The organism is Pigmentiphaga sp., assembly GCF_033795525.1.
GTDB lineage: Bacteria > Pseudomonadota > Gammaproteobacteria > Burkholderiales > Burkholderiaceae_B > Pigmentiphaga.
The window spans coordinates 294179-313751 of the sequence record NZ_JARYGM010000001.1 but is presented as its reverse complement, the minus strand read 5'-3'; the positions used below and the strand labels follow the sequence as shown (position 1 = coordinate 313751).

General features: G+C 65.1%; 17 protein-coding genes. 6 read left to right on the top strand and 11 right to left on the bottom strand.

Going from position 1 to position 19573, the window contains the following annotated elements:
• Position 1: 1 nt before the first annotated feature.
• The 3 genes from QHC78_RS01525 to QHC78_RS01515 are packed head-to-tail and all read right to left on the bottom strand — an operon-like array spanning position 2 to position 3179.
• Positions 2-1072, bottom strand: a complete 1071-nt coding sequence (locus tag QHC78_RS01525) for a glycosyltransferase family 4 protein (RefSeq protein WP_319742109.1) — start codon at positions 1070-1072, stop codon at positions 2-4.
• Positions 1069-2211, bottom strand: a complete 1143-nt coding sequence (locus tag QHC78_RS01520; RefSeq protein ID WP_319742108.1) for a glycosyltransferase family 9 protein — start codon at positions 2209-2211, stop codon at positions 1069-1071. The genes QHC78_RS01525 and QHC78_RS01520 overlap by 4 nt, the downstream gene beginning before the upstream one ends.
• 11 nt (positions 2212-2222) lie before the next feature.
• Positions 2223-3179, bottom strand: a complete 957-nt coding sequence (locus QHC78_RS01515) for a glycosyltransferase family 9 protein (RefSeq protein WP_319742107.1) — start codon at positions 3177-3179, stop codon at positions 2223-2225.
• Positions 3180-3313: 134 nt separating this feature from the next.
• Between QHC78_RS01515 and msbA the strand changes: the two genes are divergently transcribed.
• Complete coding sequence (msbA, locus tag QHC78_RS01510) at positions 3314-5065, top strand: lipid A export permease/ATP-binding protein MsbA (protein ID WP_319742106.1); 1752 nt, start codon at positions 3314-3316, stop codon at positions 5063-5065.
• 33 nt (positions 5066-5098) lie between these two features.
• Here the strand turns inward: msbA and QHC78_RS01505 are convergent, their stop codons facing one another.
• From QHC78_RS01505 to QHC78_RS01480, 6 genes are all read right to left on the bottom strand, one after another.
• Positions 5099-6265, bottom strand: a complete 1167-nt coding sequence (locus QHC78_RS01505) for an ABC transporter substrate-binding protein (RefSeq protein ID WP_319742105.1) — start codon at positions 6263-6265, stop codon at positions 5099-5101.
• A gap of 89 nt (positions 6266-6354) precedes the next feature.
• Positions 6355-7527: an ABC transporter substrate-binding protein gene (locus tag QHC78_RS01500; protein ID WP_319742104.1), complete on the bottom strand. Its 1173-nt coding sequence runs from the start codon at positions 7525-7527 to the stop codon at positions 6355-6357.
• Positions 7528-7553: 26 nt separating this feature from the next.
• Positions 7554-8450: an MBL fold metallo-hydrolase gene (locus QHC78_RS01495; protein WP_319742102.1), complete on the bottom strand. Its 897-nt coding sequence runs from the start codon at positions 8448-8450 to the stop codon at positions 7554-7556.
• Positions 8447-8983: a 3-hydroxyanthranilate 3,4-dioxygenase gene (locus tag QHC78_RS01490; protein ID WP_319742101.1), complete on the bottom strand. Its 537-nt coding sequence runs from the start codon at positions 8981-8983 to the stop codon at positions 8447-8449. Before QHC78_RS01490 ends, QHC78_RS01495 begins: the two co-directional genes overlap by 4 nt.
• Positions 8984-9177: 194 nt before the next feature.
• Entirely contained in the window at positions 9178-10140 is a 963-nt protein-coding gene (locus QHC78_RS01485) for a LysR substrate-binding domain-containing protein (protein WP_319742100.1), read from the bottom strand.
• Positions 10141-10244: 104 nt separating this feature from the next.
• Complete coding sequence (locus tag QHC78_RS01480) at positions 10245-11702, bottom strand: 2-hydroxymuconic semialdehyde dehydrogenase (RefSeq protein WP_319742099.1); 1458 nt, start codon at positions 11700-11702, stop codon at positions 10245-10247.
• A 187-nt stretch (positions 11703-11889) separates the two neighbouring features.
• On the opposite strand from QHC78_RS01480, the gene QHC78_RS01475 reads away from it, so the two are divergent.
• From QHC78_RS01475 to QHC78_RS01460, 4 genes are all read left to right on the top strand, one after another.
• On the top strand, positions 11890-12396 hold the full coding sequence (locus QHC78_RS01475; RefSeq protein WP_319742098.1) for a MarR family winged helix-turn-helix transcriptional regulator: 507 nt from the start codon (positions 11890-11892) through the stop codon (positions 12394-12396).
• Positions 12397-12490: 94 nt separating this feature from the next.
• Positions 12491-13306, top strand: a complete 816-nt coding sequence (locus QHC78_RS01470) for a 2-keto-4-pentenoate hydratase (RefSeq protein ID WP_319742097.1) — start codon at positions 12491-12493, stop codon at positions 13304-13306.
• A 2-nt stretch (positions 13307-13308) separates the two neighbouring features.
• Positions 13309-14088 carry a 2-keto-4-pentenoate hydratase gene (locus QHC78_RS01465; protein WP_319742096.1) on the top strand — a complete coding sequence of 260 codons (780 nt, stop codon included), beginning with the start codon at positions 13309-13311 and terminating at the stop codon, positions 14086-14088.
• Positions 14089-14342: 254 nt separating this feature from the next.
• Positions 14343-15248: a LysR substrate-binding domain-containing protein gene (locus tag QHC78_RS01460; RefSeq protein ID WP_319742095.1), complete on the top strand. Its 906-nt coding sequence runs from the start codon at positions 14343-14345 to the stop codon at positions 15246-15248.
• A gap of 39 nt (positions 15249-15287) precedes the next feature.
• Here the strand turns inward: QHC78_RS01460 and QHC78_RS01455 are convergent, their stop codons facing one another.
• Positions 15288-16256: a Bug family tripartite tricarboxylate transporter substrate binding protein gene (locus tag QHC78_RS01455; RefSeq protein WP_319742094.1), complete on the bottom strand. Its 969-nt coding sequence runs from the start codon at positions 16254-16256 to the stop codon at positions 15288-15290.
• Positions 16257-16264: 8 nt separating this feature from the next.
• Positions 16265-17137: an alpha/beta fold hydrolase gene (locus QHC78_RS01450; protein ID WP_319742093.1), complete on the bottom strand. Its 873-nt coding sequence runs from the start codon at positions 17135-17137 to the stop codon at positions 16265-16267.
• 284 nt (positions 17138-17421) lie between these two features.
• On the opposite strand from QHC78_RS01450, the gene QHC78_RS01445 reads away from it, so the two are divergent.
• The gene (locus QHC78_RS01445; protein ID WP_319742092.1) at positions 17422-19473 is read left to right on the top strand and encodes a TonB-dependent receptor domain-containing protein; all 2052 of its coding nucleotides are present in this window, start codon (positions 17422-17424) and stop codon (positions 19471-19473) included.
• Positions 19474-19573 lie beyond the last annotated feature (100 nt).

The following is a 19573-nucleotide window of genomic DNA, read 5'->3' as shown; positions in this document are numbered from 1 at the left end:
GCTATGCCGGGCCGAGGGATGCAGCCCGCGCGACTTCCAGCAGCGCCGTCACATGGGCGCGCACCGACGGGTTATAGCGCAAGTGCGAAGAGGGCGGGTGGAGCCGTCCGCGGCCAGCACGGTGCAAGGCGAGCGCGCGGTCGACCGCTGCCGCCAGCGTCACGGGATTCCTGCGGTCGAAGGTAAAGACGCTGTCGTCGTCCAGCACTTCGGTGGCACCAATATTGTCGGCCAGCACGGTCGGCGTGCCGCATAGCACCGATTCCGGGCCGACCAGCCCGAACGGCTCGTAGAGCGAGGCCAGGATCGTGAAGTCGGCGGCGCGATAGCAGTTTTCGATGTCTTGGCGGAATCCCAGGTAGCGGATGTTCGGCGATGGGCTGCAGACCGGCCGGCCCACCACCGCCAGCATGACGGGCAGGGTCGTTCGCTCGAAGAAGTCGGCCAGCAGCGGATAACCCTTGCGTTCGTGTCCCGACGAGGGGAACAGAAAAACCAGCTTGTCGTCGGGCAGCTCGAGTCTTGCCCGCAGCGCCCGCCGCTGGGCGTCGTCGGCGGGCGAGAACTTGGAGGTGTCTACCGGCGGGTAAAGGACATGGAGCCGTTCCGCCGGCACGCCGTAGTCGCGGCGCAGCTCATCGGCCATCAGCCGCGAATGGGCGATGACCACCCGTGCGTTCATATAGTGCCGTCGTTCCAGTGCGATCTGCTGCCGGTCCCAGAAACCGCCGGTCCGGCCTTGGGAGCGCAGGTGCCCGATGTGCGTGCCCCCGCATATGGCGACGTCCGAAGCGCCGGTGCGCTTGCAGGCAATCAGCAGATCGATGCCGAAGGTCGCCTTCAGGTGGTTCTGGCGGGCATCGAACCAATGGTCGCGCAGCTTCCCGGGCACGCCGCGGACCTTGATGGTTACAGGTTCGATGCAGCGGTACTCGGGGATCGACTGTTCGAAGCGCGTGGCAAAAACCACCGGGCGTATCCCGAGCTGGGTGAGGCCGTTGACGAGGTCCATGGCATAACGTTCCATGCCGCCGCCGTATCCGAAAGCCTGGCATGCGATGCCTACGCTCATGCCGCACCCCCGCTGACGGAGGCGCCTGGAGCCCCGTGCCCAAGGTGTTCGGCAACGGCGTCGAGCACCGTTTCGATGGACAGCGTTTCGAGGCAATGGCTCAGGCTTTCGCGGTGCCGGTCGCAGCCCTCCTGTTGGCAAGGTACGCAGGACCGGGCCGGGTTCTGCAGCAACGTCACGTTGGACCGCCGCTGTACCGGCGCGGCTTTCTTCCATCCCGGAGCCTGCCCATCGCCGGGCCATGGTCCCCACAGGCGGGGATCGGTAGGGCCGTACAGGGCGACTGTCGGCGTGGCGCATGCGGCGGCCAGATGGGTCGTGGCCGTGTCCGGTCCGACATAGAGCCGCGCGCCGCGCAGCAAGTGCGCAGTCTGTGCCAGCGTCAACCGGCCCTGGGCCCGGATGACCACGCGGCGGGTAGCGGCGGGCAGGTCTTGCAAGAGCGTATCGACGTATTGGGTTTCGCCGGGACCCGGGCCGCCGGTGACGAGAATCTGCAGCTCGCGCTCGGCCAGCCAGTTCAGCAGCGCCTGCCAGCCTTGCGGCGTCCACTGCTTGTAGCGGCGGCGCGGCGTGGGATGGACGACCGCGTAGGGCCGCTCGGGGTCGAACCGGTCCGAGGACGCCTCGGTATGCAGCGCAGGCCATTCCTGGGGCGGCTGCACCGGCGCCGGCGCGACGACCTTGCGCGCCTGGGCGATGCCCATGGCCCGGGCGATGCGCTCGCCTTCCAGCACGCGGTGCAGCGACATGTCCGTCACCAGAGGGGAGGTGAGCAGCAGGCGTTTCCACCACGATTGGCTGCGTTTTTCAGGGACCAGCCCATAGCGCACGGGAGCCGCTGCCCACCCCAGCAAGTGGGGCTTGTCGCCGGGCTGGGTCACGAGGGCGATGTCGTACCGGCGCCATAGCTTGCGCACCATGGCGCCGAGCGTCCCGCGGTCCGGCTTCTCCGGCAGGCTATGGACGGCCGCAATGTCGGGATTGCCCTCGAGCATGCTTTCGGTGCCTTGGAGCACCAGCGCCTCGATGGTGCAGTCCGGGTAGTGTTCCCGCACGGCCCGCATCAGCGGCGTGGCAAGGAGGACATCGCCGAGATAGCGCATCGCAATGACCAGTATGCGTCGGGGAGGCGACAAGCGGGAGGGGCTCATGGGGCGGACGGTGTGACACAGCCTAGGGACGTTTCGACGACTTCGCCGAGGGCGGGCCAGCGGCCGTCCGATCCCAGGCAGATGGCATCGGGTGACCAGGGGCCGGTACGCTCCCGGCGGGTGACGCCGAACAGGGTGATCTGGCGCGCGCCGGCCGCGGCGGCGACGTGCGAGGTGCCCGAGTCGTTGCATACGACCAGCGCCGCCCGCTGAGTCAGCGCCGCGAAGGCGCCCAATTCCAGCGACGGCAGCACGGTGGCGGTAGGAACCGCCTCTTGCGTCTGCTGCCGTTCGTGGGGTGGGGGGCAAACCACGCAGGTCCAGCCGCGCGCCTGCAGCGCCTGGGCCAGTCCGCCGAAATGCGGCCAGGCTTTGGGACGCCCATGGTGCAGGCCGGTGGCGATGGGGGCCAGCAGCACGAAAGGTCCTTGGACGCCCGCCTGCTCGAGGGCCTCGTCGGCAGCGCGGCGATGCGCCTCGGTAAGCGGCAGGTCGAGCCGGCGCGGCGCGGCCCCGGGGTTAGGCCGGTCCGGCTGCCAGCGGGCCAGCGCTGCCCGGGCCAGGCGGTAAAAGACCTCGACTTCGTGCAGGCCGTCCGGTTTGGTGATGGGCCAATCCAGCAGCAGGCTGCGGCCGTCGCCGCGGTACCCGGCCGTACGGATGCCGGCCAGGCGGAACAAGGCCGCGCTGGACAAGGAGTTGGGGAACACCACTCCCAGGGCGCCTCGTACGCCATCGGCGAGCCGCAGGGCCCGGAGGTTTTCGGTGAAGGAGGATCCCAGCGGCACGAAACCGGCTGCCGCAAAGCCGGCGAACAGGTCCCGGGCCCAGGGGCGGCCGCAGAGAAAGAGGCGCGATCCCGCCTCGCGCAGCAGGTGCAGTGCCGGCAGGCACATGCAGGCATCGCCCACCCAGTTCGGCAGGCGGACATATAGGGGCGCGGTGTCAGGCATGCAGGCGGCTGTAGCGACGTCGATGCGGCAAGGGCGGCTCCGCGTACAATCAAACGATTGCCCATTGTACGCGGCGGGACCCTCCGCCGCCTGAATAGCCGAGTGCCGCACCGGGGCGGCAGCAAAGAGTCCGAGTGAATTCACATCCTGTTAAATCCGAACTGTGGCGCAGGGTCTACAGCCGCGTCCTCAAATATTGGAAGGCCCTAGGCCTGGGCATGCTGTTCCTGGTGGGCGTGGCGGCATCCCAGCCGCTGCTCGCTATCCTGATGAAACCCCTGCTGGACGGCGGTTTCAACGGCCAGAATCCACACTATGTGTGGATGATCCCGCTGGCCATCGTCGGCATTTTCCTGGTCCGGGGCGTGCTTACTTTTCTCAGCGACTACCTGATGGCCTGGGCCGCCAATAGGGTGCTGGCCGATTTGCGTTGCGAAATGTTCGACCGCCTGCTGCGCCTGCCGGATTCCTATTTCAAGCGTATGGGCTCGTCGGTGCTGCTGAACCGCTTCGTGGTCGACGCCAATTCGGTCATGCAGCTGGCAACCGAGGTGATTACCGTCCTGGTACGGGAAACGCTGATCGTGGTCTCGCTGGTCGGCGTGCTGTTGTACCTGTCCTGGCAAATGACGCTGATCGCGCTGGTGGCCTTTCCGCTGTCCACGATCATCATGCGGTCCATCTCCAAGCGCATCCGCCGCATCAACCGCGAGACCATCGCGATGAACGGCGAGCTGACCCGGGTGGTGAGCGAGGCCATCGACGGACAGCGGGTCATCAAGCTGTTCAGCGGCTATGAGCACGAAGAAAAGCGGTTTCTGCATATCAGTGGCCGGCTGCGGCGTTTTGCCATGCGCAATACCGTGGCGGGAGCCGCTTCCGCCCCGATCACCCAGGCGATCGCCGCGGTCGCCCTGGCGGTGGTCGTCGCGACCGCACTGAGCCAATCCGGGTCCAACCAGATCACGGTGGGCGGTTTTGCCGCTTTCGTGACCGCCATGATCCAGATGCTGGATCCGCTCAAGCGCCTTGCCAATGTTGCCAGCCCCATGCAGCGCATGCTGGTTTCGGCGGAAAGCGTATTCGCGCTGATGGACGAAGTCCCCGAGAGCGATAGCGGGGTACGCGAGCTGCCCCGGCCGGTGCGCGGCCATATCGAATTCGAGCACGTCTCCCATCGTTTCCCGGACGCCGCCCGGGATACGCTGGAGGATATCTCGCTGTCCGTCGAGCCTGGGCAGACGGTGGCCTTCATCGGGAGGTCGGGCAGCGGCAAGACGACATTGGTGTCGATGCTGCCGCGATTCGCGCTGCCGTCGTCCGGCACCATCCGCGTAGACGGCATACCGATCGAGGAACTGACGCTTACCAGCCTGCGCAGCGCCATCTCGCTGGTCAGCCAGGATGTCGTGCTGTTCGACGACACGATCGCTGCCAACGTCAGCTATGGCGCCGGGGCGGAACCCGACGAAGCCTTGATACGGCGCGCGCTGGCCGACGCCAACCTGCTGGAGTTCGTCGACAGCCTGCCCAACGGCATCCATAGCCGCGTGGGGGAGAACGCCGCCCGCCTGTCGGGTGGCCAGCGGCAGCGCCTGGCCATCGCACGCGCCTTGATCAAGGACGCGCCCATCCTGATCCTGGACGAGGCGACCTCGGCGCTGGACAACGAGTCGGAACGGCAAGTGCAGGCGTCGCTGGAGCGCTTGATGGCGGGGCGTACGACGCTGGTCATCGCGCATCGGCTGACCACGGTCCAGAATGCCGATCGCATCGTCGTGCTGGACCAGGGCCGCATCGTGGAGCAGGGCAGCCATGCCCAATTGCTCGCCGCGGAGGGCCTGTACGCCGCGCTCTACAGGATGCAGTTCAGCGAGGCGGCCTGAAGCCGCCCGTGCCCGCCCGTTTCCTGCGCCGCCTTACTTCAGCTGGCACTGGCTGGCGTAGGAATCCTTGCTGCGTTCGTAGATGACGCCCTTGGTGACGAAAGCGGGCTTGCCGCTGGCATCCTTGGCGACGTCCACGCGGTAGAACGGCGCGATCGGGAACTGGTTGGTGTTGAAAGCGAAATAGCCGCGTACCGATTCGAATTTGGCTTCGCGCAATGCTGCCCGGAAGGCCGTCTTGTCGCTGACGTTGCCGTTGGTCTTGCGCAGGGCCGAGGCCAGCAGGCTGGCGGCGTCGTAGGATTGCGCGGCGTAGATGGACGGCTCGCGGTTGTACTTCTTGCGGAAGGCCTCGGCGAATTTCTTGTTGGCCGGGTTATCCAGGTCCGGCGAGTAGGGCGCCGCGGTTACCGCCCCCAGTGCCGCTTCCTGCAGAGCCGGCAGGGTCGAGCCGTCGATGGTCGAGGTCGACAGCAGGGGAATCTTCGAGAACATGCCGGCCTGCCGGTACTGCTTGACGAAATTCACGCCCATGCTGCCCGGGTAGAACGTATAGATGGCTTCGGGCTTGGCTGCGCCCAGCGCCGAGATCTCGACCGAGTAGTCCGGCTGGTTGACCTGGGTAAAGGTCTCGCCGACCACCTCGCCCTTGAAGGTGCGCTTGAACCCCTCCATCGCGTCCTTGCCTGCCTGGTAGTTCGCGGCCAGCAGATGGACTTTCTTGATGCCCATCTGATTGGCCAGCTCGCCGCCGGCTTCGTGCAGTTGGTCGTTATTCCAGGAGGTCGAAAAGAAATACGGCGAGCAGCCCTTGCCGGTCACGGGCGTCGGCCCGGCGTTCGAGCCGATCAGAAAGACTTCGGCGCTGGTAACGGGCCGATGGATGGCCATCATGACGTTGGAATAAATGACGCCCGTGATGATGGGCACTTTCTCGCGCTGCAGCAGCTGGCGGACGATCTGCACGCCCACTTCCGGCTTCATCTGGTCGTCTTCCCTGACGACCTCCACGTCGACGCCGCCGAGCTTGCCCTGGCCCTGCTCGACCGCCAGCATGAAGCCGTCGTACTGGTCCTGTCCGAGCACCGAGCCAGGACCCGACAGGGTGGATACAAAGCCGATCTTGACGGCGGCGAACGAAGAAGCGGCGAAAGCCGCTTGCAGTATGGATGCGATGGCTATCAGTTTGGCGGTTTTCATGCACGACTCCTAACTTGCCTGCGGGTGAATGGCCGGCAGACCGGCCAGGGGAGGACGGCCGGTGCGCACGGCTAGGGTGGTCCGAACGATTACTTGAGCTTGCACTTCCCGTGATAGGGGTCTTGGTGGTCGGGAAATACCGTCTCCCGGGTGGCCAGCGTCACGCCGCCTGCCGGGTCGCGTACCACTTCGAAGGCGTAATAGTTCGATACAGGAAAGTGATTATTGTTAAATCTGAAGCCGCCGCGCACTGAGGGGAAGTTCGCCTTGACCATCGCTTGTTCGAAGGCTTTCTTGTCGTCCAGGCGTCCACCGGTCGCGGCAAGCGCGGCATTGAGCGCTTGTGCCGAATCGTAGCCATAGGCGGCGTAATGCGACGGCGTGCGTCCGTACTTTTTGCGGAACTGCTCGACGAAGCTGCGGTTGGCCGGGTTGGGCAGGTCGGGCGACCAGGGGCCGGCCGACATCACGCCCAGCGCGATGTCCTGCAAGGCGGGCAGTGTGGTGCCGTCCACCGTCGATCCCGAGAGCAGCGGCACTTTGCCCATCATGCCGGCCTGGTGGTATTGCTTGACGAAATTCACGCCCATGCCGCCGGGATAAAAGATGAAAACGGCGTCGGGATTGCTGTTGCGCAGCTGCGTGATTTCGACCGAGTAGTCCGGCTGGTTGACCTGAGTGTAGGTCTCGCTCAGGATCTCGCCCTCGAAATAGCGCTTGAAGCCGATCAGGGCCTCCCGGCCTGCCTGGTAGTTGGGGGCCAGCAGGGCCACGCGCTTGTAGCCCTTCTGCTGGGCGTACTTGCCCATGGCTTCGTGCTGCTGGTCGTTCTGCCATGAAGTGGAAAAGTAGAAGGGCGAACACATTTCGCCGGCAATCTGGCTCGGGCCGGCGTTGTTGACCAACAGCACCGTGCCGCTGTTCACCACGTCGCGGTACACCGCCATCAGGACGTTGGAAAAGCTCAGGCCGGTAAGCACCTGCACCCGGTCCCGCTCGATCAGCTTCTTGGCGGCCTGGCGCCCGACTTCGGGCTTGAGCTGGTCGTCCTCCCGGACGATCTGCACCGCCTGGCCCCCGAGCTTGCCGCCCGCGGCATCGATGCCAAGCATGAAGCCGTCGTATTGGTCCTGGCCCAGCGTACCGCCGGGGCCCGACAGGGTGGCGAGGAAACCGATCTTGATATCGGCCTGCGCGGGCAGGGCGGCGCCCAGCGCAAGGCAAACGCCGGCTGCCAGGGCCGGGATAGCTCGCAAGGTCATGCGATGTCTCCTGATTGGTGTTCTGGTTAGTTCGTTTCTTGGAATTCGAAATGAAACGCATGCCTGTCTCCCGGCTCCGCCCGCTTCACGCGTCCGGCGGTGGGGCCGGGGAAATGGGCCGGCAGTATCAGGGTGCCGTCGCGCGCGCAGGCTTCCAGCAGCGACAGGCGGGTGCGCCGGGCATGCTCGGCGTCGGCACAGAAACGGGTGCTCCACTGCGGATAGCAGCATTGCAGCGGATGATGGAAAGCATCGCCGGTCAGCAGGGCGCGCATGCGCGTGCCCCGGATTTCGACCGCGACGTGGCCGGGCGTGTGGCCGGGAGCCGGTGCCAGACGCACGGACTCGTCGATCTCATGGTCCATGCCGACCAGATCGGCCAGGCCCGCCTCGAACACGGGCAGGACCGAGTCGCCCACGTAGTCGCCGGTGCGCACCAGCCCGGGGTGGCCTTCGTGTTCTTTCCAGTACGCCCATTCTTCATGGGTGAACAGATACCGGGCGTTGGGAAAGGTCGGTATCCACTTGCCATCGACCAGCCGGGTATGCCAGCCCACATGGTCGACGTGCAGGTGAGTGGATACGACCACGTCGATGTCCTCGGGCCGCACGCCGGTTGCTTCGAGCTTGCCCAGCCAACCCCAGTGCTGCTGGTCGAAGTCCGGTCGTACGCGCGTCTTGCAGTCGCCCACGCAGGTGTCGACCAGGATCAGGCGACCGTGGCTCTTGAGCAGGAACGACTGGATGGCAATGACGAGCCGGTCCGAAACGGGATCGTAGAAACGCGGCGCCAGCCAGTCCAGGTTGGCCTGGATGGCTTCGGGCGTCGAGTCCGGGAAGATTTCGGCCGGACGCAGCAGCGGTCCCTCGGCTTCGACGATGCGGACCAGCTCGACGCCGCCGAAATCGAACCGTGTCGTCACGCCGCCCCCGGGACTGCTTTACCGGGATGCACGGTGCCGCAGGAGGGGCAGCGGCGCTTGTCCTCGCTGGCGTAGAAAGCCTCGAACAGCGGCGGCAGGTCGGTCACGATGCTTTTGAGTTGGACCTCGACCCGGTGCACCAGGTGTCCGCAGTTCAGGCAATACCATTCGAAGCCGTCCACGAGGCCGGCGGGGCGCTGGCGCTCGATGACCAGACAGGCGCTTCCCGCTTCCGGACGTTGGGGCGAATGGCGCAGGTGAGGCGGCAGCAGGAAAATGTCGCCTTCCTTCAGGTCGACGCGCTCTTCCTTGCCTTCCACCCACAGCTTCAGGTAGGCGTTGCCGCGGATCTGGTAGAAGAACTCCTCCAGCGGGTCGTCATGGTAGTCCGTGCGATGGTTGGGGCCGCCGACCACGGTGACGATGAAATCGGAGTCCTGCCAGATCTGCTGGTTGCCGACCGGCGGCTTGAGCAAGTGGGCATGATCGTCGATCCATTTCTGGAAGTTCAGCGGAAGACCGTATTTGTACATGCTGTTCTCTTGAAGTCGGTAGGTCTGTGCCGCCTGGCGGCGGGTGCCCGCGCCGGGATGCGGCGGTCCTGGCCTATCGTAGGCTAATTGCAGTCTATGTGAGGCACGCGCGGCGCGAGAAATAGAAGTTGCCGCCCGGGGTATGCAAATTGGTTATGGCCGCGGCGTTCCGGTTATGCGCAGGATACACGCGCTCAGTCAGGGGGACGCTGGCCGCATATTTGCTGCAGGTATTCGATTAGGTGTTGACTTGCCGGCGTGAGCTGGCGGTGGGCCCGTACGGAATAGCCGACCCGGCCGAACAGGCCGAACTCCGCCAGCGGCAGGCGCTTGAGCAGCCCGTGGTCCAGGAATTGCGCGGCGGCGTCTTGCGGCATCAAGGCGATGGCTTCGCCGCGTAGCAATATCCCCAGGTTCGTCAGTAGCGACAGCGATTCGATGTTACGGTGCGGAAGCCCCAGTCCAGTGCGATGGAAGGTCTGCTCGACCGATGCACGCAGCGGCGATTCGGCCGATGGCAGGATCCATGGCCAATCCATCAGCTGGCCCAGTTCTACGTGCGTTTCGCCGGCCAGCGGATGATGGGCGCCGACTACCGCGTGCAGTTTTTCTTCGTAGAGCGTGTAGTGAGTCAATGGATAAGCGTAGCCCAGCGCGATGTCGCGCTCGGGCAGCCGGCCCACGACGATGTCCAGGTCGCCCGTGGCCAGCGCGGGAAACAATTGCGACGACGGCCCCTCGGTAATGGTGACACGGATGCCCGGGTGGTCTTGCATCAGCATCGAGATCGCCTCGGGCAGCAGCTTGGCGGAGGCGGCGATCAAGGTTCCGACGATGACGTGGCCGCTTTCCCCGGTCAGGGCGGCATTCAGTTCGTCGGTCATGTAGCGCAATTCCGCCATCAGCGTCTTGACGCGGCGCCCCAGCATGTGCGCTAGCTCGGTGGGGGCAACGCCTCGGTTCGAGCGTTCGAACAGCGGCGCGCCGACAAATTTCTCCAGCTCGTAGATGGCCTTGGTGACACTCGGCTGCGTCAGATTCAGTTCATTGGCGGCCCGGGAAAGCGAACGGCGCTCAAGCACACGCTCGAAGATCTGCAACTGGTGCAGCTTGAGCTTGTGGCCGAGCGCGTTGGGAGTGAGGCGGAAATTGGACATAGACGGCTGCAGCGGCTCCGGTTTGACCGAGGAAACCGCGGAACTGGCTTTGCCAGTCCGCCGGTTTCGCCCCCAGGGGGGCGCGCGTCAGCGCGTAAGGGACACTACAGCTTGACGCACACGTTGGTGGGCTCAGTATAGAAGTGTAGCGAGTGGCGGCCGCCTTCGCGGCCGATGCCCGACAAGCCGCTGCCGCCGAAGGGAGTGCGCAAGTCGCGCAGGAACCAGCAGTTCACCCAGGCCAGGCCCACCTGCATGGCCTGCGCGACCCGATGTCCGCGCGCAAGGTTGGTGGTCCAGACCGCCGCGGCCAGCCCGTATTGGGTATCGTTGGCCAAGCGTATGGCTTCTTCTTCGGTGTCGAAGGGCGCGACGTGGCAGACGGGGCCGAACACTTCTTCCTTGATGCAGCGGGCCGTCTCCGGCAGGCCGGTCCAGATGGTGGGCTGGATATAGGCGCCTTGGTCCCTCTCGTCGCCGAAGGCCGGCACGCCGCCGCCGGTGACGACGGTGGCGCCTTCCTCGACGGCCAGGCGCATATAGGACAGGACCTTCTCGCGATGCTCGTGCGAAACCAGCGGACCCATGGTCGTGGCCGGATCCGTGGGGCGGCCCAGCACCAGCTTCTCGGCCTCCTGCTTGAGCGCAGCCACGAAGCGGTCGAAGATCGGGCGCTGCACGTAGACACGCTCGGTGCACAGGCAAACCTGGCCGCAGTTGGCGAATACCGAGCGGGCGACGCCGGCCACGGCAGCATCGAAGTCGGCGTCTTCGAACACCAGCGCGGCGTTCTTGCCGCCCAACTCGAACGATACCGGCTTCACGTCGGGGGCGACGGCCTTCATGATGGTGCTGCCGGTTGCCGATTCGCCGGTAAAAGTAATGCCGTCTATGTCGGCATGGGTGGTGATGAATTCCCCTGCGGAGCCAGGTCCGAACCCGTGGACCACGTTGAATACCCCGGGCGGCAGCCCGGCCTCGGCCGCGACTTCGGCCAGCAGGGTGGCGGTGGACGGCGTGACCTCCGAGGGCTTGGCCACGACGGTGTTGCCGAAGGCCAATGCCGGCGCCACTTTCCAGGTAAAGAGCAGCAGCGGCAGGTTCCACGGCGAGATGACGCCGACCACGCCCAGCGGCTTGCGATAGGCGTAGTTCAATGCCTGGCGCCCGTCGGGGGTGTCGGTCATGAAGCTTTCCATATCGAGGGTGCGGGCGATTTCTGCAAACGCCCGGAAGTTGGCTGCTCCCCGAGGGATGTCGATCTGGCTGGCCCAGCCGACGGGTTTGCCGGTGTCGCCGATTTCCGCCGCCAGGAAATCGTCGAAGCGGCGTTCGATGCCGTCGGCCAGCGCGTATAGGTAGTCGGTGCGCTGGGCGACCGGCAGCGCCGCCCATGCCGGCAGGGCCCGGCGGGCCGCGGCCACGGCGGCGTCCACCTGCGCCCGGCCGGCTTCATGCACGTGTGCCACGAGTTCTCCGTTGGCGGGGTTGAGTTTGTCGAAGGTTCGTATGCCGTCTTCGAAGCGGCCGTCGATGAAGTTGCGTAGGGAGCGGGCAGGCATGTCTGGAAATCCTCGGGAATATAGTACGTATACGTCATAATATAATGGAATCCAGGGCGCCGGCGTCCTCCGCGTCATAACAAATCCGGTGCCCGCCATAGCCGGATCGACGGGGCGCCGCCGCGCACGCCAGGCGCGAGGCGGTCCAGTTCAGTTAAGATCTCAGGTCAGCATCGGCTCGCCACTCATGACTCGATCCTCCGTTCCGCCGCGCCAGCCCGCCGCATCACCGCCCGGTCCGCATGCCGTCCCGCGCACGGACGTGGTGCAGGCGTTCGAGCTGACGGACGTCGTCTCGCACCTGCTGCGGCGCGCGCATTTCCGTGCCGAGGCGCTGTTCATGCAGGCGTTCCAGGACGAGGACCTCACGCCCCGCCAGAAGGCGCTGCTGATTACCGTCTGCAAGCACCCGGGCGCAACGCAGAACCAGTTGGCCGAAGACATCGCGCTGGATCGCAATTCGCTGGCAGACATGATCAACCGCCTGGTGCGCAAGGGCTATCTGCAGCGCCGCCGCTCGGCGGACGACAAGCGCGCCTACGCGGTCTACATCACCGAGGCCGGCGTGGATCTCCTGGAGCGCGTGCTGCCCCGAGACAAGGACGTCGAGGAGGCCATCATCGCGGTCTTGCCGCCGGAGTACCGCGCGTTGTTCATCAAGTGCCTGAAGCTGATGGCGGGGGTGGCGCCATGAAGCCCGCCGCCGTTGCCGGGGTGCTGTGTTCTCCCGTATATTCGTACGTATACGGCATAAAGGTGTTTTTTTCCAACTTCAAACAGGACTACCCATGGGGCAGATAGGACAAGGAGGCATTGCCGCCGAGGCGATCGCCGGGCTGGCGCAGCGCTTGCGCGGCGCGCATGAAAGCCGCACCGCCATCGATCCGATCCGGGATCAGTTGCCGGCCGGCGACGTGGACGCCGCATATGCGGTGCAACAGGCCAACACCGACCATTGGACGCAGCAGGGCCGCCGGCTCGTGGGCCGCAAGATCGGCCTGACCTCCAAGGCGGTGCAGGCACAGCTGGGCGTGGACCAGCCCGACTACGGCATGCTGTTCGCCGACATGTCGGTATGCGACGGCGAGGAAGTGCCTCTTTCCACCCTCATCCAGCCCAAGGTCGAGGCCGAGATTGCGCTGGTCATGGAGCGGGACCTCACTCAGCCGCTGGCTACGATGGCCGAACTGATCTCTTCGGTCGCCTATGCGCTGCCGGCGATCGAGATCGTCGACAGCCGTATCGCCAATTGGAAGATCAGCATCGTCGATACCATTGCCGACAACGCCTCCTCGGGCCTGTTCGTGCTGGGCAACCGCCCGGTCAAGCTGGGCGACTTCGACGCCCGCTTGTGCGGAATGGTGATGGAGCGCAATGGCGACCAGGTTTCCATCGGCGCCGGCGCCGCCTGCCTGGGCAATCCGCTCAATGCGGCGTTGTGGCTGGCCCGCAAGATGGCCGAGCGCGGCAACCCCCTGCGGGCGGGCGACGTGGTGTTGACGGGCGCACTGGGGCCAATGGTCGCGGTGCAGGGCGAGGAAATTCTGGAAGCGCGTATCGCCGGTCTGGGTTCGGTACGCGCGGCGTTTGGCGCAAAGGAGTAAGCATGAGCGGTTCGCAGATGTCCCTACCCGAAGTGGCCCGCGAGCTGGACGAAGCTGCCAGCACGCCTCGCGCCGCCGAGCAGTTCGCGGAGCGCCGCCCGCTGACCCTGGCCGAAGCCTACGAAGTCCAGCGCATGCTGATCCAGCGCCGGGTCGATCGCGGCCATCGCCGCATCGGCATGAAAATGGGTTTCACCAGCCGTGCCAAGATGATCCAGATGGGCGTGCACGACATGATCTGGGGGCGCTTGACGCACGACATGCGCGTGGACGAAGGCGGCGAGCTCAAGCTGTCGACCCGCGTGCATCCGCGCGTCGAGCCCGAAATCGCATTCCTGCTGCGCAAGCCTTTGGCCGGCGTGGTGTCGCCCATCGAGGCGCTGGATGCCGTGGAGGCGATTGCGCCGGCGCTTGAAATCATCGATTCGCGCTATAAGGCCTTCAAGTTCTCCCTCGAAGACGTGGTGGCGGACAATGCCTCGTCGTCCGGCGTAGTCCTCGGTACATGGCATTCGCCCAGCATCGATTTCTCCAACCTGGGCCTGATCATGTCGTGCAACGGCAAGGCCCAGCAGGTTGGCACGACCGCCGCGATCCTCGGCCATCCCCTGCGTTCGCTCGTCGCAGCGGCGCGGCTGGTGGCGCAGGCCGGCGAAGTCCTTCCCGAAGGTTCCATCGTCATGGCGGGCGGTGCAAGTGCCGCCGAGGCGCTGGTCGCGGGGACCTGGGTCGAGCTCGAGATGCAGAACCTCGGACGCGTCGGCTTCCACGTAACGGCCTGACCGGTTCGCCGCATTACCGCGCCCGCTTGCAGGGCGCGGCAGCAGTCAACCCGCATCGTGTATCGATGCGGGTTTTTTATTTCACCATTTCCTGTCGAAGGAGGCTGCAGACCGGAAAGGCCATCGACTGATGCTCGGCGGATCGGCGAGGCGATTTTCCGCCCCGACATGGACAATCTTGACGCCACATATTTTTCATAGGCGCATCAAGCTATGCTTAGCCGATAAAAAAGAGCAAGCCAAGGAGACTCGGTATGTTCAAGCGCCTGCCTTACTTCCTGGCGGTAGCGTCCGAGCAGCATTTCGGACGGGCCGCTCAAAAACTGCATATGTCGCAGCCTCCTCTCAGCCAGCAGATACGGCGCTTCGAAGAAGAGCTGGGCGTGACGCTTTTCAAGCGCACGACGAGGAACGTCGAGTTGACCGAGGCCGGCGAGTTTCTTCTACGTCGCATCGAGCCCATCCTGAAGGAAATCGACGGCATCATCGACAGCACGCGTGCGGTGCATTGCGGCAGCCTCGGCGAGCTCCGCTTCGGTGTGATCGCCACGGCTACCTACAGTATTTTCCCCAGGTTGCTGGCGCTACTGAGGGAAAGGCTGCCGCAGGCCACATTCCGCTTGTCGCAGTTGAGCGCGGCGGTGCTCAAGCAGGCCGTGCTCGCCAACCAGATCGACCTGGGCATTGTCCGGGGGGCGGGCGATCCGTCCTTCCGGTCGAAGATCGTGGCCTATGAGCCGCTGTTCGCCGGCCTGCCGTTGGGTCACGTCCTGGCTTCGAGCCAGGAAGTGTCCATGCAGGACTTGAAGCGGGAACGGTTCGTCATGTGGGATAACAACGGTGCTTCGGCCATGGCCGCGCAGATTCACCGATTGTGTGTCAGCCATGGCTTTGAACCGGAGGTCACCCATCGCAGCCCGCAGTTCCTCGCCATGGTCAGCCTGGTCGCCCAAGGGTGCGGGATTGCGATTGTTCCCGAGGCGGTCGCGCGGCTGGGGCAACCGGGCGTGGCCTTCAAGCGCATCAGCAACCCGGACGCTTATTCGGAAGTGTCGCTGATCTGGCATCCGCAATCGGCCTCGCGGTTGACGCAGCGCTTCGTGGAGCAGGTCGACGAAGCACGCCGGCCCACGAGTCCCGCGCTCGGTGTGTTGGCCTGATCGTTTCGTTTGCCTGGTGTTTGCGGGCGCGGAGCGGTGTTACCTCGATTGCGCGGCGGGAATCAGCGTACGGGTTCGTTCGCTTTCTTCCTCCACGTACCGGGCCGTCTGCTCGGCGGTGTACGGGCGGATTTCGCCGCCGTTGGCGACGATGGTGGCGCGGTATTCCTCATTGGCCATCGCTTTGTCCCAGGCGTTGCGCAGGACCTGCAAGACGGCGGGCGGGATGTGCTTGGGCGTGGCCAGCACGTACCACGAGGCCAGCTCGAACCCAGGGAGGCCGGCTTCCGAGAAAGTGGGGACGTCGGGAATGAGCGCCGATCGTTCCTTCCCTGCGAAGGCCAGTGCGCGCAGCTTGCCAGACTTGATGTGGGGCAGGACGCTGGTCAGGTTGAGCAGCGCCATGCTGGTGACGCCCGCGACGAGGTCGGTCACCGCGGGGGCCGCTCCCTTGTACGGGACGTGAATGATGTCGGTGCCCGTTATTTTCCTGAAGGCTTCGCCGCCCAGGTGGGAGGAGCTGCCTTGGCCGGAGGACGCGAAGTTGAGCTTGCCCGGTTCGCGTTTGGCGAGGTCCACGAGTTCGCGCACGGTGTTGGCTTGGACCGAAGGGTTTACGACCAGCACGCTGGGCAGGTAGGCGGCCATGCCGAGATAGTCGAAATCGCGCCAGCCCTCATAGTCCGTTTTCTGCAGCAGGGGCGTCACGATAAGCGCAGCGCCGGTGGCCAGGAACAGGGTATATCCGTCCGGCTTGGCCCGAGCCACCTGGGACGCGGCGATCGCGCCTCCGGCCTTGTTCTCGATGATGATCTGTTGCCCCAGCGCGTCGCCCAGGATTCTGGCGAGCGGGCGGGCCACCACATCGGTAGGGCCGCCCGGCGCGAACGGATTGATGATCGTCACGTAGCGGGCGGGATAATCGGTGTCCGCCGACCGTGCCGGAGTGGCGATGACAGCGGCTGCGAAGGCGGCCAGCAGAATCTTGGACAAGGTGCGCGTCAACATGGGTCGCCTCACCGCTGTGGCTCGGTGGGTGTGATCTCGGCCAGGAAGGCCCGCATCTGCGCGGCGCAACGCTCGGGTGCCGTAAAGGCGATGCCTTGCCGATAGCCCTGGAATAGATGCAGCCGCGCGTTGGGCATCTGCGCGGCCATCTGCTCCATTTGTTCCTTGGGGGCGATCTTCCCCTGGTCTCCCGCCATGATCAGGACCGGCTGCCGGATCTCCCGCAGCCGGGGAAAGAAGTCCCCGGCTTCGAGCATCTTGTGTTCGGCTATCGCGATGTGCGGCGGTGTGCGGTCAAGCTGGGCGATGGACCACTCTATCCATTCCGGCTCCGCCTTGTCGACGTCGATCCGGTTGGACAGCGTCTTGCGGGCCCAGTACGCCAGCCCATGGGCTTGCACTTCCTCCGGAACAAAAAGCTCGTTGGTGGATGGCAGCAGGCGGAAGGGGGTGTTGCAAAGGGTCAGGGAAGCGATGCGATCGGGATGGGCCAGCGCGACGGCCATGCCGACAATGCCGCCCGAGGCTTCTCCTGCCCAGTGGACCTTGTCGATCTCGAGGACATCGAGCAGCGCGACCGCATTGTCCACCATTTGATCCAGCGTATAGGGAACGCCGGGTGGCGGAATCGTGGTCTTCCCGTGGCCTCGCGAATCGTATCGGAGCACGCGATAGTGCCGGGCGAGCAAGGGAACCCACGGCCGCCAGAACTCCAGGTTGCGGGCAAATCCATGATGCAGCAGCACGGTCTCGGGCTCTTTCCACGGGTCGGAATAGTCGGCTAGGTCGAAGTGGACCCGGACGTCGGAGAGCTGGACGTATCGTTCCGAATGAGGGACTGGTCGCATGGGACGCTCGCCGGTGGCCAAGACAGTTTTCATTCTTGATCCCCGCCACGGCTTTGTCCAAGATCATTTTCGTCAGGGATTCAGTCGATTTTCGACTTGATGCCGCGTGCCCCTCAGAGCCGATTTCCTGGAGTCATGCAACTCCTATGCATATGCAATATAGTTGCATTAAATTCGATTCTGCGGAAAAATGCGCCCCGGGACGGCGGCTTGGCAGTCTGGTGCACGCACTGCATTGGGAGACGCCTCTCCATCACGACTCGAAGGAAAAAGGAATGTGTATGTCGGGAAGGCCAACCCCCCTCGTATGGGCATTGATGAGCATTTCGTGGGCCGGCGTGCCGGCTGCAGGGTGGGCGCAGGCCGCGCCGGGGAGTGAACCGGCGCCGCAGCAGCTGCAGGAAATCACCGTGTCCGCGACGCCGCTGTCCCGCGGCGAGCAGGACCTGGCAGCGCCCGTTACGGTGCTGGACGAAGAGGACTTGTTGACCACGCGTCGTGCCACCCTGGGCGAAACCCTGGAGCACGAACCCGGTATCACGTCTTCGCATTTCGGCGCCGGTGCCAGTCGCCCCATCATCCGCGGCATGGATGCGGCGCGGGTCAAGGTCCTGTCCGACGGCGCCGAGGTCCAGGATGCGTCCACCATCAGTCCCGACCACGCGGTGGGGCTGGAGCCTATGCTGTCGCACCGGGTGGAGGTCCTGCGCGGCCCGGCCGCGCTGCTGTATGGCGGAGGTGCGGTGGGCGGGGTCGTCAACGTGCTCGATAACAAGATCCCGACCGCCGTACCCGAGGACGGTGTGGAAGGCAGCGTCGAGCTTCGCGGCGCGACGGCTCCGCGCGAAACGACTGGCGCCTTCGAATTGACAACGGGCGGGAAGGGGTTTGCGCTGCATGCGGAAGGGCTCAAGCGCGGCGCGAGCGACTACAAGGTCGGACGGGGTTGGGCGGGCGGCGACCGGGTCGACGGCTCCTACAACCATACCGAAACCGGCAGCGTCGGCCTGTCGTGGATAGGCGACCGAGGTTATATCGGCCTGGCCTATACCAGCCAGCACAACCGATACGGGCTGCCGGGACACGATCATAGCTACGAAGGCTGCCATACCCATGGCGCGCATTTGCATTGCCCGGATGACGGCCACGATCATGGCCAAGAGGGGCACGCGGAAGACGAGCATGACCATGACCACGACCACGAAGAGCACGGCGTGCCTTTCGTGAAGCTGCGCAGCCAGCGGTGGGACGTGCGCGGCGAGCTGCAGGACCCGTTCGCCGGGTTCTCCCGGCTGCGGGTGCGGGCCGGCCTGACCGACTACCAGCATGACGAGATCGAGGGCGGCACCGTCGCGACGACTTTCAGGAACAAGGCGCACGACGGCCGCGTCGAGCTCGAACACGCACCTATCGGCGGCTTGCGCGGCGTCATTGGCGCGCAGACCACGCGCCGCGATTTCAGCGCGCTGGGCGAGGAAGCCTATGTCCAGCCCACCATTACCCGCAATCACGGCCTGTTTGCGGTCGAGGAATATACCGTCGGCGATTGGCGTTTCGAGGGCGGCCTGCGGCATGAATGGCAGCGCATCGACGCGCAGGGCGGGTCTCCCGACTCCAAGCATCGCGGTACCTCGGTGTCGGCCGGGGCAGTGTGGAAGTTCGCGCCGCAGTATTCGGTAGGCCTGTCCGCGTCGCGCTCGCAGCGCCTGCCGACCGCCGAGGAGCTCTACGCCGACGGGCTGCACCTGGCCACCGCCACCTATGAAGTGGGAAACGCGAACCTGAAGAAGGAAACCTCCAACAACGTCGATCTCACGCTGCGCAAGTTCGCCGGGCCCACCACCTTCTCGGTCTCGGTTTTCCACAACAAGGTCGACAACTTCATCTACGGACGGACGCTGGACGTCTACGAGAATCTGCAGCTGCTGGAATATTCGCAGCACGATGCGACCTTCACCGGGCTCGAGGCCAAGGTTCGGCATCAGCTCAACAAGGTATTCGCCGTCTCGCTGATGGGCGATTATGTACGGGCCAAGCTGGACGGCGGCGCGGGCAACCTGCCGCGGATTCCGGCGCATCGGGTGGGGGCCCGCCTCGATGCAAGGTGGCAGGCCTGGAGCGGCGACGTCGAGCTTTCCTATGTGGGGCGCCAGAACAAGGTGGCGGAGTTCGAGACGGAAACGGCAGGCTATGCCATGCTGAACCTGGGTGCGGCCTATGAAGGCCGCGTCTCGGGCAGCCGCTACCAGATCTATGTCCGCGCCAACAACCTCACGAACAAGCTGGCTTACCGGCATACCTCGTTCATCAAGAACGCTGCGCCGCTCATGGGCCGCAGCATCGTGATGGGGGTGCGCCTGACGTTCTGATGTCCCGGGCGATACCGTGCGCTGGCCGATCGGCCCGCCCGCGCCGTGTCCAGGTGTAACGTGCCGCTACCTTGCGCAGGCAGTGCCGGCCCAAGGTATG

Bases quoted from the DNA above. Each gene is read 5' to 3' on its own strand.
- QHC78_RS01515 (WP_319742107.1), bottom strand. From the start codon at position 3,179: ATGCCTGACACCGCGCCCCTATATGTCCGCCTGCCGAACTGGGTGGGC.
- QHC78_RS01460 (WP_319742095.1), top strand. From the start codon at position 14,343: ATGTTCAAGCGCCTGCCTTACTTCCTGGCGGTAGCGTCCGAGCAGCAT.
- QHC78_RS01485 (WP_319742100.1), bottom strand. From the start codon at position 10,140: ATGTCCAATTTCCGCCTCACTCCCAACGCGCTCGGCCACAAGCTCAAG.
- QHC78_RS01470 (WP_319742097.1), top strand. From the start codon at position 12,491: ATGGGGCAGATAGGACAAGGAGGCATTGCCGCCGAGGCGATCGCCGGG.
- QHC78_RS01500 (WP_319742104.1), bottom strand. From the start codon at position 7,527: ATGACCTTGCGAGCTATCCCGGCCCTGGCAGCCGGCGTTTGCCTTGCG.
- QHC78_RS01465 (WP_319742096.1), top strand. From the start codon at position 13,309: ATGAGCGGTTCGCAGATGTCCCTACCCGAAGTGGCCCGCGAGCTGGAC.
- QHC78_RS01505 (WP_319742105.1), bottom strand. From the start codon at position 6,265: ATGAAAACCGCCAAACTGATAGCCATCGCATCCATACTGCAAGCGGCT.
- QHC78_RS01480 (WP_319742099.1), bottom strand. From the start codon at position 11,702: ATGCCTGCCCGCTCCCTACGCAACTTCATCGACGGCCGCTTCGAAGAC.
- QHC78_RS01445 (WP_319742092.1), top strand. From the start codon at position 17,422: ATGAGCATTTCGTGGGCCGGCGTGCCGGCTGCAGGGTGGGCGCAGGCC.
- QHC78_RS01525 (WP_319742109.1), bottom strand. From the start codon at position 1,072: ATGAGCGTAGGCATCGCATGCCAGGCTTTCGGATACGGCGGCGGCATG.
- QHC78_RS01490 (WP_319742101.1), bottom strand. From the start codon at position 8,983: ATGTACAAATACGGTCTTCCGCTGAACTTCCAGAAATGGATCGACGAT.
- QHC78_RS01455 (WP_319742094.1), bottom strand. From the start codon at position 16,256: ATGTTGACGCGCACCTTGTCCAAGATTCTGCTGGCCGCCTTCGCAGCC.
- QHC78_RS01475 (WP_319742098.1), top strand. From the start codon at position 11,890: ATGACTCGATCCTCCGTTCCGCCGCGCCAGCCCGCCGCATCACCGCCC.
- QHC78_RS01450 (WP_319742093.1), bottom strand. From the start codon at position 17,137: ATGAAAACTGTCTTGGCCACCGGCGAGCGTCCCATGCGACCAGTCCCT.